Consider the following 18,705-nt stretch of genomic DNA (forward strand, 5'->3'; position numbering starts at 1 on the left):
TCGCCGTCAGCGTGTAGGTGATCGTGTCACCCACCGCCACCGGGCCGGTCGGGATCGCCGTCTTGGCGTAGGTCACCGCAGGCGCCGTCACCGGCACCTCCACGTCGCAGTCGGCCGAGCAGGTGCCCTGGTCGCCCACCACCGCGTTGTTCACCGTGCCCGTGGCCGCGGCATTCACCGTCGCCGTGTAGCTCACCGTGTAGGTGCCCGGCACCGTGCCCGCAGGCAGCGTGAACGTCAGCACCGGCGCACCCGCCGTGTTCGCCGTGTACGCGCCGGCATTGGTCACCGACCCGAAGGTCAGGCCCGTGCCCAGCGTGTCGGTCAGCACCAGCGCGCTGGTCAGCTGCGAGCTGCTCACCGTCGCCGTCAGCGTGTAGGTGATCGTGTCACCCACCGCCACCGGGCCGGTCGGGATCGCCGTCTTGGCGTAGGTCACCACTGGCGCCAAGACGGGAGTGGTCACGCCGTTCTCGCAGCGCGGCTGGGCCGGGCAACCCGGATCGCCACCGCCGCTCACGCTGGCCGTGTTGGTGACTTCAGGCACCGCCGCTTCCGTCGGCGTTACCGGAATGATGAAGTCGGTCGTGCTGCCCGCTGCCAATCCGGCCGGGATGGTGCACGTCACCGTCTGGCCCGCCGCCGTACAACCGGCCGGCAAGGTACCAAGGGTCAAACTGGACGGCACCACATCGGTGATGGTCGCTACCGCCGTCGTCGCCGTCGAACCACTGTTGTTGACCTGCAGCGTGTAGCTCGCCGGCACGCCGATGCTGAAGCTAGTGGCACTGGCGAACTTGTAGAACTGCAGGTGCGGCGACAGGACATCCGTATCGACGCTGCTGCAGCTGGTTGTCGCGCTGTTGACGCAGCCCTCACCCGGCGGCGTGCCCGGGTTGCCCGTGCCCGACGGGTTGGTGGCGGCGTAGTTGGTGTACCTCTCCGTGGAGGGCGCGAAGCCGGTACTCGGCGGCGCCGTCACCGTCAGGGTCACCACCGAACTGCCGCCCGGCGCAATCGGGCCCGGCACGGTGCAGGTCAGCAGCGCGCCCAGCACGTTGAGGTTGGTGCACGTCGCGCCCGAGGCGGCTGTGGCCCGCATGCCCGCCGGCAGTTGGTCCTGCACGATCAGGTTCGTGCCAGTCGTGCTGCCGCCGCTATTGGTCAGCGTCAGCGTGTACTGGAAGCTGCTGTCCACATCCACCGACGCAGGACCGGTCTTCACTACCGAGACGTTGGGCGTCGCGGTCGACGTCACCGTCGCGCTATCCGCAGGCGACGTGGTGGTACCGCCCGCCGGGTTGGTACCCGAGGCCGTGGCCGTGTTGGTGATCGAACCGGCATCGATGTCCTGCTGGGTCACCGTATAGGTGGCCGTGCACGTCGTGCTTTCGGTCGGGGCCAGCGTGGTCACCGGGCAGGTGATCACCGGCGCCGTACCCGTGCCGCTGAAGGCGGTCTCGTTGATCTGCAGCCCCGTGATCGTCACGTTGCCGGTGTTGCTCACCAGGAACGAGTACGCCACCGTCTGGCCCGCCGCCGACACCGTCGTCGGCGAGGCCGTTTTGTCCAACATCAGTGCGGGTGCGGGCTGGAAGGTGTTGACGATGGTGCACGTCGCCGACTGCCCGTTCGCGAGTGTCAGCTGGTTGCCCGACAGCGTGCCGGCCGTGCAACTCCAACTGCCGCCCGTGTAGTTGGCCGCAGTCACTTCCGAGAGTGTGTAGACGCCGGCATTGACCGCCGCATTGGTCACGGCCGCGGTGCCGCTGACGCCGGTGATCGTGGTCGGTCCCGTGGCCGTCAGCGGGAAGTCGCTAACTGTCGCCGTGCCGCCCCCGACATTGACCACCGTCTTGACCAGCGTCAGTGTTGCCGCCTGGTCGTCGTTGGTGATCGTGCAGGTCGCGATATCCCCGCCAGCCAGGGCGATCGAATCGGAAACGATGGCCGCCCCACCGTTGACGACGCAGCTGTAGGTCCCGGCGGTGTAGCCAGCGGGGCCGCCCGCTTCGCTCAATGCATAGGTACCGACCGGCACCGCGACATTGGTGACCGCAGCGCTGCCGCTGGTTCCGCTCACTGTCTGGGCGGATCCCGTTGCCGTCAGGGTCCAGGCAGTGGCTACGGCGGTACCGCCATCGTTGTTGAGGACGTTCTTGACCAGCGTGAGGCGGGGCAGCGCCAGTACGTTGACCGTCGCCGTTGACGTGTTGTTGCCCGGTGTGGGATCCGTCACGCCAGAAGGAGGAGCGACTGTCGCCGTGTTGGCGACCTGCGTTTGGGCAAGCACCGGTGCCGTGAGCGCGCCACACATGGCCAGCACCCCCAGAACGAGGAGGGAGCGGCTCTTCTGGGCCATATGGCGGAATTGAGTCGAGACGTACACGGGTGGTCCCTTACGCTGGATCGGGAGAAAAGCCAGCCAGGGACTGCCTCCCCCAAGGCTGTCTTGAAAGTCGCAACTCCCCTCGACCTGGGCCAGGACAGCCCTGTCGGAGCGGGATTACGTCACAAATCGCATTGCATCCCCGAAAGAGGACATTTGTCACAACCAAATGAGACATACATTACACATTCACCATTTCTTAACGTCAACAAGTTGGCGTCAATAGGTAAACGTGTGAACTTCATCACATAACGAGATGCGTCAAGCGCCCGAAAACCGACATGACCGACCAATGGCCCCCGCCGACAGACAGGCGGCGGCCGGGAAAGGGCCACGCAGCGCGTGCCCGCAGACACTGACGGCCTGCAGGCAAAGGGATGCGGGGACGCGATGGGAAAAAGCGGACCTTGCAGTCCGGCCGGTCAAACGGGCCGGGGCGGGTCAGTCGCTCTGGAGTTCGGCGACGAAGTCGTAAGCGTCGCCACGGTAGAAGGACCGGGTGGATTCGACGACCCGACCATCCTCAAGGAAGGCGCGGCGCTCGACCAGCAAGCCCGGCGCCCCGACCGGCAGTTCGAGGTGCCGGGCCGCCTCTTCGTCCAGGGCGACGGCACGCAGGCGCTGGAGGGCGCGCCGCGGCCGATGGCCATAGGCATCCAGTGCCTCATACAAGGATGTGGTCACGCTGTCCGGGTCCGGCAGCAGGAGGTACGGCACCAGGGTCCGTTCGATGGCGATCGGCGCCCCGTCCACGTGGCGCAGGCGGTACATGCGTACCACGCCGCTGCCCGGTGACAGGTTCAGCGCCATGGATTCTTCCGGGGTCACCTCGCCCACCGAGCGCTCGAGGAACTTCACTTGCGGGTTGAGCCCGCGCTCGCGCAGGTCGTCGGTGAAGCTGGTCAGGCGGGAGAACTGGCGCAGGATGCGCTCGGCCACGAAAGTGCCCGCTCCCTGCCGCTGCACCAGCAGACCACTTTCGATCAGACCCGCCAGCGCCTTGCGGATGGTCACCCGCGACAGGTCCAGCAGTTGGGCCAGGTCCCGTTCGCTCGGCAGGGCCTGCCCGGGCCGCAACACGCCGGCATCCATCAGGTTCTGCAGCGCGCGACGCAAGCGCAGATAGGCCACCGCACGCGTGGACTCGCCGGTCTGCAATCGCTGGTATTCCTCGAGCAGGTTCTTTTGCATACGAGTCAAGATACCAGTGGAGTACCAATGCTGCAACAATTGCGTTACAGGGCCGGACCTGTTGGCGCGCCGTGGTACCCCGGTGGTATTGTTACCACTCATTCCCGCTTCACCGAGACGCCCGTGACCGCGAAGACCCTGCCCGTCGATACCTTCGATCTCGTCATCTTCGGCGGCACCGGCGACCTGGCGCTGCGCAAGCTGCTGCCGGGCCTGCTGCGGCGCTATGCCGACGGCCAGATCCCGGAAGACAGCCGCATCATCGGCGTGGCCCGCGACAAGCAGGGCGATGCCGAGTATCGGGCGAAGGTCGGTGACGCACTGGCCCGCGCCTGCGGCAACGACGAATCGCTGAAGTCCAAGCTGCCGGCGTTCCTCGAGAAGCTGGGCTATCTGGCCCTGGATGCCACCAAGGACGAGGGCTGGGATGACTTCGCCGCCCGCCTGCAGACCACCGGCGACCGCATCCGCGTGTTCTACCTGTCCACCAGCCCCACGCTGTTCGTGAACATCTGCGACCGCCTGCGCACGCACGGCCTGAACACCGGCAACGCCCGGGTGGTGATCGAGAAGCCGATCGGCCACGACTCGGCCAGTGCCGCAGTCATCAACGACGCCGTCGGCAGTGCGTTCGCCGAAAGCCAGATCTTCCGCATCGACCATTACCTGGGCAAGGAAACCGTCCAGAACCTGCTGGCGCTGCGCTTCGCCAACATCCTGTTCGAACCGCTGTGGAATGCCAGCCGCATCGACCACGTGCAGATCACCGTAGCCGAGACCGTCGGCCTGGAGAAGCGCGCCGGCTACTACGACACCTCCGGCGCGCTGCGCGACATGGTGCAGAACCACCTGCTGCAGCTGCTGTGCATGGTCGCCATGGAACCCCCCGCCGCGCTGCAGGCCGACGCCGTGCGCGACGAGAAACTGAAGGTGCTGCGTTCGCTGCGCCCGATCACCGCCGAGGACGCCGGCCAGCTGACCGTGCGTGGCCAGTACCGCGCCGGCGCCAGCAATGGCGCGGCCGTGCCCGGCTACCTGGACGAACTGGGCCGCGACGATTCGCGCACCGAGACCTTCGTGGCCATCAAGGCCGAAGTGGACAACTGGCGCTGGGCCGGCGTGCCGTTCTACCTGCGCACCGGGAAGCGGTTGTCCGAGCGCGTGTCCGAGATCGTCATCGCCTTCAAGCACGTGCCGCATTCCATCTTCGACGACAGCGCCGGCCCGGTGATGGGCAACAAGCTGGTGCTGCGCCTGCAGCCGGACGAAGGCGTCAAGCTGTGGCTGATGATCAAGGACCCGGGCCCCGGTGGCCTGCGGCTGCAGCACGTGCCGCTGGACATGAGCTTCGCCGAAGCCTTCGGCGTGCATCAGCCGGAAGCCTACGAGCGCCTGCTGATGGACGTGGTGCGCGGCAACCAGACGCTCTTCATGCGCCGCGACGAAGTGGAAGCCGCCTGGAAGTGGGTCGACCCGATCCTGGCCGCGTGGGAAAACCTGCGCGAAGCCCCCAAGCCCTACACCGCCGGCTCGTGGGGCCCCAGCGCCGCCGTGGCCCTGGTCGAACGCGACGGCCGCACCTGGCACGAAGACACCGTCTGACGCCCGGCCCCGCCTGCGCGGGGCCTCCCCCCGGCCACCTGCCGGCCTGCCTTCCCCCGGGAAGCACCCACTCCCGAGTCGCGCCATGCCCCCCACCGATCTCTCGCTGCAGGTCCAACTGCACCCCTTCCCCGACGGCGAAGCAGTCGCCGATGCCCTCGCACTGTCCGTTGCCGACGACCTGCGCGCTGCGCTGGCGCAGCGGGGCACCGCCAGCGTCGCCCTGTCCGGCGGCACCACCCCGCGCCGCTTCCTGCAGGCGCTGTCCCGACAACCGCTGGACTGGGCGAACGTCACCGTCACCCTCGTGGACGAACGCTGGGTGCCCGACGACAACGACCGCTCCAATGCTCGACTGGTGAAGGAACACCTGCTGCAGAACGCAGCTGCCGGTGCCCGCTTCCTTCCGCTGCACCGGCCCACCGCCACGCCCGAGGAAGCGCTCCCGGCCATTGCCGCCACGCTGCCGATACCGCTGGACGTGGCCGTGCTCGGCATGGGCGGCGATGGGCACACGGCATCGTTCTTCCCCGGTGGCGACCTGCTCGCCCAAGCCACTGACCCCGCCACCACGACCACCGTACTGCCGATGCGCGCGCCCGGTGCCGGGGAGCCCCGCATCACCCTGACGCTTCCCGTGCTGCGCGATGCCGGCCATCTGTATCTGCACATCGAAGGCGGCGAGAAGCGCCAGGTGCTCCAGCAGGCCCTGTCAGGCCAGGGCGCGGGCGCCGGCTACCCGATCCGCACGCTGATGCAGGCCCTGCGCGCGCCACTGCAGGTCTATCTGGCGCAGTGATCGGCACGTGCCGGTGTTGAGGCAAAGCGGGCCGCACTGCTTATAATGCCCCCCTACCCGCGGCGCTCCGGCGCCCGGTCCCGCCTGGATCGCGCACCGCGCACTCCGTCGGCCCCCGTTTTCGTAGCCATGCGCGGCCTTGAGGCCGTGCTGCCAAAGGTGGAAAGTGCGTAACTACGACCTCGAATTCCTCAAGCATTTCTCGATGGTGATCGGCTTCCTGGTGCTGGTCACCGGCGGTCTGATCGTCGGCGCGTACTTCCTGCACGACACGCTGCCGCCGGAAGTGAACCCCAAGGCCGTGCAGATCACCGAGGCGCGCATCGCCCCGGCCGGCGCCGTCTATGCCGGTGAAACCGGTGCCGCCGCCCAGGCTGCCGCTGCAGCCGCCGCCCAGGCCGCCGCCGCTTCGCAGGTCGCCTATGGCGGCACGCTCGATGGCGGCGAGATCTACAAGAACCTCTGCGGCGCCTGCCACACCAACGGCGTGGGCAAGGCTCCCATGCTGACCGCCGCCGGCATGGGCGCGCGCGCCGCCAAGGGCGTGGATACGCTGTACAAGCACGCCATCGAGGGCTTCACCGGTCCGGACGGCGGCATCATGCCCCCCAAGGGCGGCAACCCGGCCCTGACCGACGAGCAGGTGCACGCCACGGTCGACTGGATGCTGGCCAACAGCAAGTAAGGCCCCGCGCCTTCCACGAAACGCCGCCTCCGGGCGGCGTTTTTGTTTGGGACGACAAGAACCGTGGGGGACATTCCTTCTCCCCGTTTGCGGGGAGAAGCTGCCGAAAGCGGATGAGGGGCGAGCGAGGTCCATTTCCTGCTGTCCGGCGCCACCCCGACCGCTCGACGCACGGGGGTAACGCACGCTCCACGGCACCAGCGCCCCTCGCCCACCCCGGATCAGGTCCGGGGCAGACTTTCCGCACCCTCTCTTCCCACGAGCGGAGGAGAGGGAAAACCTGCCCGTCACCCATTCCGTTTACCCTTGCCGCCTCGCTTCAGTGGTCGCCCCCGATGACGTCCCCCCGCTCGCTGCTCACCCTCGCCCTGCTCGCCACCCTCGCCCTGCCGGCCTGCGCGGCCACACCGAAGGAGCGCGTCATGCCCATCGGCCAGGTGCAGGGTGAAAGCGCGCGCAGCGAGCTCGATGGCCAGACCGTCACTGTCGAAGGCGTCGTCAGCGGCGCGTTCCTCGAGGGCCTCGGCGGCTTCTTCCTGCAGGACGCCGGTGACGGTAATTCGAAGACCTCCGATGCGCTGTTCGTCGCGCTCGATGAAGGCGTGCCACCGCCGTCGCTCGGTGCTGGCGACCGTGTCCGCGTGAGCGGCATCGTCGGCGAACGCAAGGCCGGCGGCGACGCCACGCAGACCGCGCTGCATGCACCGGTCATCCAGCCGCGCGGCAAGGGCAGCGTCGCACCGACCGTGCTCAGTGCGCAGCCCGCCGACTGGGAAGCGCTGGAGGGCATGCTCGTGCGCATCGACGCGCCACTCACGCTCAGTGGCACGCATACGCTCGAACGTTTCGGCGAACTGATCACCAGTTTCGATGGCCGCCTGTGGCAACCCAGCGAGCGCGTCGCGCCCGGTAGCCCGGAGGCCAAGCGCCTCGCCGCCGACAATGCACGCCGCACCCTGGTATTGGACGACGGCAGCGCCACGCGCGACCCCGTCGCCGTCTGGTACGTCAAGGATGGTCAGCCGCTGCGCACCGGCACCGTGCTGACCGGCGTGCAGGGCATCGTCGAACAGCGCCTGGGCAGTTGGCGCCTGCAACTCACCGCCGCGCCGACGATCGCCGCGCCGCAACGCCCGGCTGCGCCGCAGGTCGCCGGCAACGTGCGCGTGGCCGCGTTCAACCTGGAAAACCTCTTCAACGGCGACGGCAACGGCGGCGGCTTCCCCACCGAGCGCGGCGCGAAGACATCGGAGCAGCTGAAGGCGCAGATGGCGAAGCTGGTCGCCACCATCCGCGGCCTCGACCCCGACATCGCCGCATTGATGGAACTGGAGAACGACGGCTACGGCGCCGACTCCAGCCTCGCGCAGCTGGTCGCCGCACTGAACACCGGCGGTGGCACGTGGCGCTTCGTCGATGCGAAGCAGGGTCCGGGTCCGGACACCATCCGCGTCGGCATCATCTACCGCAGCGACAAGGTTAAGCCCACCGGCAAACCCGCCACGCTGCTGGAAGGTCCTTTCGGCGAACGCAGCCGCAGCCCGCTGGCGCAGGCCTTCGTGCGCGGCACCGGCAAGCCCTTCGTCGTGGTCGCCAACCACCTGAAGTCCAAGGGCTGCTCGGAAGCCATCGGCCCGGACACCGACCAGAAGGACGGCGCCGGCTGCTGGAATGCGCTGCGCCTGGATTCGGCGCAACGCCTCGACGCGTGGCTGAAGACCGACCCCACCCGCACACGCAGCGACCGCATCGTCATGCTCGGCGACTTCAACGCCTACGCGATGGAAGCACCGGTGCGCTGGCTGCGTGATGACGCCGGCTGGGTGGATGCGTTCAAGCAGGCGGGCGTCGAACAGCCTTACAGCTACGTCTACAACGGCCTGACCGGCCGCCTCGACCACGCCCTGCTCAGCCCCTCGCTGGCGAAACAGCTACGCGGTGCGGCCGAATGGCATATCAATGCCGACGAGCAGGACGCGCAGGGCTACGTCGACGGTGATGCGTCCACGCCCTACCGCAGTTCCGACCACGATCCGCTGCTGCTGGGGTTCGATCTCTGACACCGTTCCGTCGGCGCGCCCGGCGTCGACGCGCACGTTTTGTCGGGCGACATCGAGGCTTTCAGGTGCGATGACGAAGCGCTGAGGTGAGCTGACGAGGCTTCTTACTTCGTTGGTGAGGCATCGGTGCGCCATGGCGACGTGTCGACGACGCATTGCCGTGAGATGCCGCACCCTCGAGGTGCGCCATCCGAGGCGTGTGTGTGCGATGACAAGCCGCTGACGTGAGGTGACGAGGCTGTTCTGTTCCATGGCAAGGAGAAGCGCCTTGCTGGCGTGGCAGTAGAGCCTCGAATGTCGAAGAAAAATGCCTCGTCATGGAACAAAAGAACGCCGAGAGCGCCTCTACGCTCCCCTCAGCGGTCCAGCGTGTCGATCAGACCCATCGGTTGGGGTGGGCGTGCGAACCCCAACGCGCGGACACGTCGTTGCCATGATCGTTGGGCTTCACTCCGTTCACCCCAACCTATTCTGCGAAACGCGAGCCGCCCTCGATCCTCGCGGCAACCGGCGAGTAATACGCCAGCGCCAGGCACGCGCCCCAGAGCAGCGTCGACGCATCGGTCAGCATCGATTCGAGCGGCGACAGCAACGTGGGACCCGCCAGCAGGTAGAGCGGAAAGCCGAGCACGGTGATGCCCAGCGACAGCGCGCGGCCCCAACGCTTCAGCATGAAGAGGCCCATGTACCCCGCGATCACGAGTGCCACCGCCACGACCCCTACTCCGCTCGCCACGTATTCGTTCCGGAACAACCACGGCAGCGGCTCGCTGGCATAGGCATCGGCCAGCCTCTGCGAGTATCCGTCAGGCAGGAAGACCGTGGCGATGGACGCGATGGAGAGGATCAGGGAGGCGACCAGGAACAGACGAAAGCGGTCGATCGTCATGGGCGGCGGCATCGGAAGAGGAGAGGACGGACGTCAGGCACCGATCTTGTCCACCAGCGCCTGCAGCTTCAACACGGTGGCCCAGTTGCGGGTAGTGGCGGCCTTGCCCGCCTTGCCCACCAGCGCTTCGCCGGCCTTGCTTTCGAGGATGCCGTTCGCGCAGTGCAGGTAGGCGGCTTCGCGACCGACCAGGAATTCTTCCGGCGGCACCACCCGCGGCGCGATGGCGGACAGCGCCGGCAGCGCATCCGCCTCCTGCACGAACGCGACGAGCAAGCGCGAGGGATCGGCGGCCGCATCGACCAGCGCGTTGCCGTCGATGATCGCGGCCAGGTCCTTCGCCGATTTCACGATGACCGGCACGTCGATCCCGAGCTGCGTGGCGATGGCGGCGGAAATCTCCGCCGCGATCTTCGCGGGTGTCTTCTTGCTGGAGCGGAACACCACGTTGCCGCTGTTGAGCAGCGTGGCGACGTCGGTATGGCCCAGCCCTTCCAGCAGCGCGCGCAGGTCCGCCATCGCGATGCGCTTGGCCTTGCCGACATTGATGCCGCGGAGCAGGGCGATGTAGGTGGTCACGCGCGCCTCATTCGACCGGCGCAAAGCGCCGCACGCTACGCCCATCCACCACCACCTCCTCGCAGAACATCGCGTAGGGCCGCACCCACAACCCGCCTTCGCCATACAGCGCGTGATACACCACCACCGGTTCCAGTGTCTCGCTGTGCCGCGCCACCGCGACGACTTCGTAGTCGTTGCCCTTGTAGTGGCGGTAGAGGCCGGGGGCGAGTTCGGGGAGGGCGGGGAGCGTAGCCATGGGCATGTCCGGATTCGATTCGAAGAATGGGGGCACTATGCGTCTATCCGATTGCATGCGGCTACACCCGGTCATCGTGCGTACGCCTGTCGCACGAAAGGGAAATGGGCCAAGGGAATGCATCAACGCTCCGCCAGCAAGCCGTCATCCTTGTCCGCGATGCGCAACGCCGACTTCAGGTATGCGTGCAGCGCGGGGCTCGGCGGTTCCGGCTTGGCGCCGCCGAGATGGCGGTGCAGCATCGCTTCCATCAGGTAGACGTAGGCCTCGCGCGGGAGGGGCTCGGTCGGCGAATGGCCGCCGTCCGCTTCGACGTACAGGCTGACGTCCTTACCGAGGCGACGCAGCACGGCGGCGTAGTGGATCACTTCGCGGATCGGCACCGTGCGGTCCTCGCCGCCGGCGATCAGCAGCACCGGCCGCCGCAGTTTGCCGGCGTTGGCGAGCGGCGACTGCACGCGCAAGTGGGCGTAGCTCGCCGGCTTGTCGAGGTCCAGGCCGAGCAGGCGCATCGTCGTCGCCAGCGAGCGATCCGCACGCGCCCCCTGGTTGCCGTACTCGTATAGCCAGCGCATCGACCAGCCCATGTCCGCCGGCGGTGCGCCCGCCACACCGACCTTGAACAGATCAGGCTGGAAGGTCACGCCGAGCAGGGTCGAATAACCGCCGAACGAATGCCCGGCGATGCCGACCCGGTCCTTGTCGCCGATCCCCTGCGCCAGCAGCCAGCGCACGCCTTCGACGATGTCCTGCTGCACGCGGCCATTGCCGTAGTCGCCGCGCGGCGACAGCGCGTAGTCGCGGCCGTGCCCGGTGGAGCCGCGGAAGTTGGACTCGAACACCGCATAGCCCCGATTGGCGAGCAACTGGGCGATGCCGTCGTAGTCGGCCCGGAAATGGTTGATCGGCCCGCCGTGCACGAACGCGACCAGCGGCACGCGTGCAGGATCGGCGCCAGGCGGGAGCAACAGGAACCCGTGCACGCGCCTGCCATCGGAGGCGCGGTAGGCGAACGGCAGCTTGCGCGCCAGCGCCGTTTCCGGCGGCGGCGGCGACACCTTCGCCTCCTGCTCGAGGATGCGGCGGAGGCCCCCGCTGCGCGGGTCGTACAGGTACCAGCGCGCATCGCGCAGGGTGCTGGCGCGCTCGGACACCAGCCATCCGGCACCGGGGCCGTTGCCGATAGTGATGCCGATGTCGCGGCCCGGGAATTTCCTGGTGATCGCCGCCACCTGCGGCTGTGCGGCGCCGAGCCCGTAGGTCGCGGCCACGATGCTGCGATAACCCACGATCGCCGGCTGTTGCGTGGCCGGATCGAGCACCACCCGGTCGAGGTCGGCTTCGCCGCGCGGATCCGCATGCACGGTATGCAGGACGCCATCGCGATCCAGCCGCAGCACGCGGCGGAAGTTGCCGCCCGCATCGCTGTCCAGGAACAGGTCGCCCTGTGGCGTCGCCGCCAGCAGTTGGGCCTGGTCGCGGATGGTGGTCCAGCGCAGCGCTTCGCGCAGGCGGCCATTGCCGTCGACGCGGTACAGCGCGTCGTGGTCGCCATCGAAACGCATCAGCGCCACCAGCCGGCCACGCGCATCCAGCGCCACGTCGTGGATGAAGCGTTGGTCTTCCCACAGCAGCGTGCGCTTGCCGCGCGCGTCCCTGCGCACCACCCGCCAGCGTTCGCCGGTGGGCATGCGCACGCGTTCGCGCAGCACCACCGCCGCCGGTTGCGAAGGATCGACCCGCAGCATGCCGCGCGGGTTGTCGAGGGCGATGCGCATACCGCCGCGACCGCCAATCTCCAGTGTCACCAGCGTTCGGCGCGCCTTGGCGAACAGCCAGCGGCCATCGCGCGACCAGTACAGCTCGTCCGCTTCGGTGCGCGGCAGCAGTTGCCGCGCAGCGCCGCCGGCAGTTGGCAGCAGCCACAGACTGCGTTGCTGGCCGAGCTGGCGCAGGTAGGCGACGTGGCGGCCGTCGGGCGACAGCCGCACCGATTGCAGCGCACGCGAGGCTTCGAACGCGGTGCGCGGATACTGCGACGCCGGCGCGCGGGCACGTTCGGCAGCGATTGCGGCGCGCAAGGCCAGCGCGTCGTCGGCGCGGGTGGGCGTCGCCGTCCACAAGAAGGCGCTGCATGCCAGCGCCCCCAATAATTTCGGGAACGTCTTCATCTTCGTCTCCTGCAGGGCCCGCTCGCGACGGGCCCTTGGAATGTTGGTCAGGCGGCGGCGGGCTGCACGAGCCGCAGGTCATCCAGCCGTTCGCGCATCGGATACATCAGCCACAGGCTGGCCAGCGCGGGCAGTCCGACCACGCCGCACAGCAGCACCCAGGCCCAGCGCGCGCGTGGTGAATGCGATTGCCGTCCACTCACCCCTATCGCACCAAGCAGCGACACCACGCAGCAGGCCAGCGCCAGCCCGACCATCGTGCGCGGCACCGGCTGCGGCGCGGTGCGCAGCGGGTCCTTTGCTGCGAACAGCTCCTGCGCGCGCAGGCACAGCGTGCGCAGGACTGGCGACAGCCACCAGATGCGCGTGGTGTAGACCGGCGGCAGATCGACGTTCAGTGCGCGATGCGCGACCGTGCGCACGTTGCCATGGCTGTCGATCCGCAGCACCTGCTGGAACGGATGCTGCATTTCGCCCGACCACACGCCCCAGGTATAGGTCAGCGATACCAGGTAGCCATCCAGCAACTCGATCATGTCCATCCGGCTGAGGTTGCCCACATGGCCCGGCATCGCCACGCGCAACAGCGGCTGCAGCAGGTCGAGGCTGTTCATCGCCTCGCGGCCGGGATAGAAGTACGCGGCGCGGTCGCTGAGCACCAGGATGTTGTCGCCGGCGGGCGCGGGCGGACTGGCCATCACCTCGCCATGCGGCAAGCGGACGCGTTCGAACATCCGCTGCTGGTCGTTGTCGTACTGGTAGGCCGCATGCGCGTTGTACAGGTAGGTGGTGCCGTACGGCATGGTCGGTGCCGGGAATTCAGTCTGTTTCTCGCCCACCCCCAGTTCGCCGATCGGGCGCTGGTCGCGCAGGCCGCGGGTGACGAAACGTTCGCGGTCGTGGCTGAACACCAGGAAGACATTGTTGTCGCCATCGGCGAATTCCAGCGGGGACAGGTTGGTCAGGCTGCCTTGCACCGGCAGGTTGCGCAGCGGATAGGTGGTGTACACGTCTGACAACGCGATCTGCTCGCGCCACAGCGCGGCTTCGGGATCGCGGCTGCCCTCGAGCCCCAGCAGCAGGATGTCCTTGCCCTCGGCGCGCTCGGCTTCGATGTAGCCGCCGCTCGGCGGCGCGGGCATGTTGAGCGGATGCGTGCCGCTCACCGTCCACAACAGTTCGATGCCGAAACCCAGCATCCAGATCAGGAAATACGCACCCACCTGCACCGGCAGCGCAACCGCCAGCACCGCCAGCGGATTGCGCGGCTGCACGGCGGGATCCGGTTTGAACGCGACTGCCAGCAGTACCGCGAGGAAGGCGATGACCACGAGTTGCACGCCCAGCATCGCCATGCCGGAGGCCTGCGCATACATGAACAGGTTCGGCAGCAGGAAGGCGGCGAACGAATAACGGCGGTTGCCGACCATCGCATAGGCGCCGGCCAGGTAGCCGGACACTGCGATCAACCCGCCCGCGACCGGCAGCAGCCAATGCCGCGTATCGACCACACGCGCGGTCATCGTGTCCTGGTAGAGGCAGACCAGCACGACCGGAATTGCTACGGCGGCGAGCAGCAGCACGACGCTGGCGCCGCTCAGGGCACCGGCGATCCGTAGTCGATGCAGCGGGCGGTGCAGCAGGTTGAGCCACTGGTTCGGCTTGCGGTACGTGCCCATCTGGTACAGGCCCAGCAAGACGCCGGCCAGGGCGTACACCGCGGCGAACACCTGGTAGACAAAGATCGGTTGCTGGGCGAGGTCGACCATGCGACTAAGGAAGCCCAGCACAGCCAGGTTGATGGCGGCGGCTATGGCCGCCCACAGGCGGAAGCGCAGCAGCTCGCCCCTGAAGAGATCGATCATGGGAATGTCCTCGTGTCGCGCGCTCAGGCGGCAGCCGGCGCGGCGTGGTTCTTGGCAAGGAAGGCGTTGACCGCGCGGTCCAGGCTGACCGGCATCGATTGCACGTTGCGGGCGCCGGCTTCGCGCAGGAAGCGCTCGAAGCCGTCGTCCTGGTCCAGCACCAGGTAGTGGTGAAGGCCGTCGAGGCGCTGCACTTCCAGCAGTCCCGGCACGGTATGCCGCTCGGGGCCCTTGAACGGCACGTCGGCGACCCAGTGGCTCACGCGTGCGGTGAAGTCTTCCGGCGCCGACATGTTCTTCAGCTGGCCGCGTTCGAGGATGATCAGGTTGTCGGCGACGCGCTCGATCTCCTCCATCTGGTGCGAGCAATAGATCACCGTGCAGTCGTCGGCGGCATTGCTGTACAGCAGCGACTCCAGGAACGCGCGCTTGGCGACCACGTCCAGGCCCAGTGTCGGCTCGTCCAGCACCAGCAGTTCCGGGCCCTGCGCCAGCGCCAGCGCGAGGTTGAAGCCGGCGCGTTCGCCGCGCGACAACTGGCCGACCTTCTGTTCCGGCAGCACGTGGTAATGGCCGATCACGCTGTCGTAGGCCTGCTGGTTCCAGCGCGGATACTGGTGCTTCTGCATCGCCGTGACCTGCGACACCCGCATCCAGTTGGCGAGGGTGTGTTCCTCGTTGACGAAGCCGATGCGCGCGCGATCGGCGGGCGTGAGTTGCTGGCTGTCCTTGTCGAGGATGCGCGCCTCGCCCGCGCTCGGCGGCATGAAGCCCATCAGGATGCGGAACAGGGTGGACTTGCCGGCGCCGTTGGCGCCGACGATGGCGTGGATGCGCCCGCGCGGGATGCGCAGGTCGAGGTTGTCCAGCGCCAGCTTGCGGCCGTAGCGCTTGCTCAGCGCGCGCGTCTCGATGACGTAGTCGTGGCTCATGTGGGTGCTCGATGCGACTTCAACGGGAAACGATTCGATGGGATCGCGCTCAGGCGATCCTGCGGGGAACCAGTTGGCGGAATTCGTGCTCGACCCGCGCCTGCACCTCGTCAGGCGGGAAGCCGAGGGGGATCACGTCGTTGACGAAGCGGCCGATGGCATCGTCGAAGCGCCGTTCGCGTTCGTCGTCGGACAGGCGCTGGCGCGGCGCGGCCACGTACAGGCCCATGCCCTGCCGCGACTCCAGCCAGCCCTCGGTGGTCAGCTCGGTGTAGGCCTTGGCCACCGTGTTCGGGTTGATGGTCAACTGCTGGGCCAGCCCGCGTACGCTGGGCAGCTGATCGCCGGCCTTCAACTCGCCGGTGGCGATCTTCATCCGCACCGCGTCGACGATCTGGCGGCCGATCGGGCGCGGGTCGCCGGTGGCGATCTGGATCATCAGAGCCTGGGGTCGAGCCATCGTGCCGTCCTATCTGTACTATTTGAACTAGTACAGTACAAACAGCCCCGAGCCGTCAAGCCGGCTTGCGACGAAACCGGGATTTCCAGGATCGAAGCGGGGATTCGCCCGCATCATCGGTACGCCGCCACCCGGTCACAGCCCTCCCGCAGCCAGCTCCAAACGGAGAACCGCGTGCGCTACGGCATCGTCACCGGACCACCGATGTGGACCCGGGCCGCTTCCGTTCAGCCGGAAACCCGTGCTGCCAGGCATCTTCCCGTTCATTGGATGAGCTGGATGCGGTGAAGTGTCTCGGCGGGCTACGCGGTGTCAGTACCCCGCCGCCTGCCCATCCTTGCGGCTCTCGCTGGCGCCGTAATACACACCGGTCTCCGGGTCGCGCTTGATCGCCTGGTAGCCGCCATACGGGCCGAGGGCCCATTCGACGTGGTGGCCCTTGTCCATCAGCGCGCGCACGGTTTCGTAGGGGAAGCCGGATTCCAGCTGCACCACGCCGCCGTCGCTCATCGCGGTGGCGCTGCCGACCGGTTCGGTGGAACCGTCGTGCTGCACGCGCGGGGCGTCGCCGGCTTCCTGCAGGGTCATGCCGAAGTCGACCAGGTTCATCACCACCTGCACATGGCCCTGCGGCTGCATCGCGCCGCCCATCACGCCGAAGCTGACCCACGGCAGCCCGTCCTTGGTAATGAAGGCGGGGATGATGGTGTGGAAAGGGCGCTTGCCCGGCGCGTAGCAGTTGGGATGCGGCGCGGCGCCCTCGCAGCCCTGCAGCACGAACATCTCGCCACGGTCCTGCAGGATGAAACCCAGGCCGGTCGGCGTCATGCCGCTGCCCATGCCGCGGTAATTGGACTGGATCAGCGAGACCATCATGCCGTCCTTGTCGGCGACGGTCATGTAGATGGTGTCGCCTTCGTCGAGTTCCTTCGGCGTGCCGGGGTGCACTTCGCGCAGCGCCTTGTCGGGCGAGACCAGTTTCGCGCGCTCGCGTGCATACGGCTTGGAAATCAGGCGCGCGACCGGTGCGGGCTGGAAGGCAGGATCGGCATACCAGCGCGCGCGGTCGGCGAAAGCCAGCTTCTTGGCTTCCACCAGCAGGTGGACGTGCTCGGGGCTGCCGAAGGGAATCCTGCTGAAGTCGTAGCCTTCCAGCACGTTGAGCATCTGCAGGGCGGCGATGCCCTGTCCGTTCGGCGGCAGTTCCCAGACGTCGTAGCCGCGGTAGTTGGTGCTGACGGGTTCGACCCACTCGCCCGTGTGCGTCGCCATGTCCTCGTACGACAGGAAACCGCCGTTGGCCTTGAAGTACGCATCGATGGCTCGGGCGATGTCGCCCTTGTAGAACGCATCGCGGCCACCGTCGGCGATCTTCTGCAGCGTGTCGGCCAGGTAGGGGTTCTTCCACATCTCGCCGGTGCGCGGTGCACGCCCGCCAATGGTGAGCTGCTCGGTGAACCCGGGGAACTTCGACAGCCTCGGCACCGAGCGCTCCCAGTAGTAGGCGATCGTCTGGTGCACCGGGTGGCCTTCGCGCGCATAGCGGATGGTGGGCGCGAGCAGCTCCTTCACCGGCAGCTTGCCGAAGCGCCCGTGCAGCGCGAACCAGGCATCCACGGTGCCCGGCACGCTGACCGGCAACGGTCCATGCGGCGGGATGTCGGTGATGCCCTGTTGCTTGAAGTAGTCCAGCGTCAGCGACTTCGGCGAACGTCCCGAGCCGTTGTAACCGTGCAGCTTCTTCGTCTTCGGATCCCAGACGATGGCGAACAGGTCGCCGCCGATGCCATTGCCGGTGGGCTCCATCAGGCCGAGCGCAGCGTTGGCGGCGATGGCGGCGTCCATCGCCGTGCCGCCCCGCTTCATCACATCCAGTGCGATCTGCGTGGCCAGCGGATGCGAGGTGGCGGCCATCGCATGCGGCGCGATGACGTCCGAACGCGTGGCGAACGCGCGACCGGCAATGCGGTCGGCGGAGGAAGCGGGCAGCGCGGCGGCGGCGGCAAGCGCCGTCGCCAGGCAGGACATCAGGAGAGTACGCATCATCGTCGGGCGATGGCGCGCACCGCGCGCGCCTTCAGCCGCCGATATTACGCATTACGGCCAGGTGGGCGGATTGACCTGCCACGCCCCCAGCACTTCGGCCAGCGTGTCGCGGTCTTCCTGCCGCCAGTCGGGCAGCTGCGCGGCGAAGTTGCGCGCATCGGTCCACTGCGTGGGCTCGGTCCGCACGGCAGCCCCGAACCACTGCACGGCTTCGTCCTTGCGGCCCAGTTTCCACAGGGCCAGCGCGAAGGTGGGCGGCACCCACGAGGCCCCGCCCACGGCGCCCACCAGCGGGCTCCACTGGTCCAATGCCTCCTGGTATTGGCCCTGCCGATAGAGGTCCCAGCCATAGTTCCAGCGGATGGACCGCCACGTATGACTGCCGGACTGTGCGCCAGCCAGGGCCTGCTGGTAGAGCTGCGCACCCAGATCGGCGCGCCCGCCCGCGCTGGCGACATGCGCCAGCTGCGCGGTAGCTTCCAGCGTCTTGCGACCGCGTTCGCGCGCCTTCATCAGCTGGTCGATCAACGCGTCGCCTTCCACGCCGGTGATCGCCACCACGGGCGCCGCCGCGCGGTCTTCGTCGAAATAGAATTCCTTCGGCTTCGGCACATTCTGCGCTTGCGCCGAAAAAACGCTCAATGCCAGCACGGTGGCCAGCAGCAAATACTTACCGGATTTCACGACATCCCCCAGACAACAGTGTTCCCCCGGCTGTCATCCTAACCGCTGCAACGCACAACGACGGAGTGACGCGCGTCACAGAAAAAGCCGCTGTTACAATGCGCGCCTTCATGCC

At 67.7% G+C, this 18,705-nt stretch carries 15 protein-coding genes; 4 read left to right on the top strand and 11 right to left on the bottom strand.

Annotation, left to right across the window (positions count from 1 at the left end; all coding sequences use genetic code 11):
- On the bottom strand, window positions 1–2,239 hold a 2,239-nt coding region (locus tag WBN46_RS17970), incomplete at its 3' end, for an isopeptide-forming domain-containing fimbrial protein (protein WP_337732776.1).
- Between the two features lie 591 nt (window positions 2,240–2,830).
- A complete protein-coding gene (locus WBN46_RS17975) occupies window positions 2,831–3,580 on the bottom strand; it encodes a GntR family transcriptional regulator (RefSeq protein WP_192203003.1) in 750 nt (249 codons plus the stop codon).
- 123 nt (window positions 3,581–3,703) lie between these two features.
- Here WBN46_RS17975 and zwf point away from each other — a divergent pair, with 123 nt between their 5' ends.
- The 4 genes from zwf to WBN46_RS17995 all read left to right on the top strand — a co-directional run bounded on the left by zwf (window position 3,704) and on the right by WBN46_RS17995 (window position 8,726).
- Window positions 3,704–5,182, top strand: coding sequence for a glucose-6-phosphate dehydrogenase (gene zwf / locus WBN46_RS17980; RefSeq protein WP_337732777.1), 1,479 nt, complete (start codon window positions 3,704–3,706; stop codon window positions 5,180–5,182).
- A gap of 85 nt (window positions 5,183–5,267) precedes the next feature.
- On the top strand, window positions 5,268–5,981 hold the full coding sequence (gene pgl, locus WBN46_RS17985; protein WP_337732778.1) for a 6-phosphogluconolactonase: 714 nt from the start codon (window positions 5,268–5,270) through the stop codon (window positions 5,979–5,981).
- 166 nt (window positions 5,982–6,147) lie between these two features.
- On the top strand, window positions 6,148–6,666 hold the full coding sequence (locus WBN46_RS17990) for a c-type cytochrome (protein ID WP_192203006.1): 519 nt from the start codon (window positions 6,148–6,150) through the stop codon (window positions 6,664–6,666).
- Window positions 6,667–7,001: 335 nt separating this feature from the next.
- Window positions 7,002–8,726 (top strand): ExeM/NucH family extracellular endonuclease, encoded by a 1,725-nt coding sequence (locus WBN46_RS17995; protein ID WP_337732779.1) that lies wholly within the window; start codon window positions 7,002–7,004, stop codon window positions 8,724–8,726.
- A 466-nt stretch (window positions 8,727–9,192) separates the two neighbouring features.
- Here the strand turns inward: WBN46_RS17995 and WBN46_RS18000 are convergent, their stop codons facing one another.
- The 9 genes from WBN46_RS18000 to WBN46_RS18040 form a co-directional block, all read right to left on the bottom strand.
- A complete protein-coding gene (locus tag WBN46_RS18000) occupies window positions 9,193–9,615 on the bottom strand; it encodes a hypothetical protein (RefSeq protein ID WP_337732780.1) in 423 nt (140 codons plus the stop codon).
- 33 nt (window positions 9,616–9,648) lie between these two features.
- Window positions 9,649–10,194 (bottom strand): DUF1697 domain-containing protein, encoded by a 546-nt coding sequence (locus tag WBN46_RS18005; protein WP_337732781.1) that lies wholly within the window; start codon window positions 10,192–10,194, stop codon window positions 9,649–9,651.
- A 7-nt stretch (window positions 10,195–10,201) separates the two neighbouring features.
- Window positions 10,202–10,432 carry a DUF1653 domain-containing protein gene (locus tag WBN46_RS18010; protein WP_337732782.1) on the bottom strand — a complete coding sequence of 77 codons (231 nt, stop codon included), beginning with the start codon at window positions 10,430–10,432 and terminating at the stop codon, window positions 10,202–10,204.
- A 122-nt stretch (window positions 10,433–10,554) separates the two neighbouring features.
- Complete coding sequence (locus WBN46_RS18015; RefSeq protein ID WP_337732783.1) at window positions 10,555–12,603, bottom strand: prolyl oligopeptidase family serine peptidase; 2,049 nt, start codon at window positions 12,601–12,603, stop codon at window positions 10,555–10,557.
- A 47-nt stretch (window positions 12,604–12,650) separates the two neighbouring features.
- Entirely contained in the window at window positions 12,651–14,468 is a 1,818-nt protein-coding gene (locus tag WBN46_RS18020; protein ID WP_337732784.1) for a hypothetical protein, read from the bottom strand.
- 23 nt (window positions 14,469–14,491) lie between these two features.
- Window positions 14,492–15,400 (bottom strand): ATP-binding cassette domain-containing protein, encoded by a 909-nt coding sequence (locus tag WBN46_RS18025; protein ID WP_337732785.1) that lies wholly within the window; start codon window positions 15,398–15,400, stop codon window positions 14,492–14,494.
- A gap of 49 nt (window positions 15,401–15,449) precedes the next feature.
- Window positions 15,450–15,860: a GntR family transcriptional regulator gene (locus WBN46_RS18030; RefSeq protein WP_337732786.1), complete on the bottom strand. Its 411-nt coding sequence runs from the start codon at window positions 15,858–15,860 to the stop codon at window positions 15,450–15,452.
- A 312-nt stretch (window positions 15,861–16,172) separates the two neighbouring features.
- Window positions 16,173–17,906: a gamma-glutamyltransferase gene (gene ggt, locus WBN46_RS18035; RefSeq protein WP_337732787.1), complete on the bottom strand. Its 1,734-nt coding sequence runs from the start codon at window positions 17,904–17,906 to the stop codon at window positions 16,173–16,175.
- A gap of 51 nt (window positions 17,907–17,957) precedes the next feature.
- Complete coding sequence (locus WBN46_RS18040) at window positions 17,958–18,590, bottom strand: tetratricopeptide repeat protein (protein ID WP_337732788.1); 633 nt, start codon at window positions 18,588–18,590, stop codon at window positions 17,958–17,960.
- Window positions 18,591–18,705: the final 115 nt, after the last annotated feature.

Source organism: Pseudoxanthomonas sp. CCNWLW251 (assembly GCF_037402255.1).
GTDB lineage: Bacteria > Pseudomonadota > Gammaproteobacteria > Xanthomonadales > Xanthomonadaceae > Pseudoxanthomonas_A.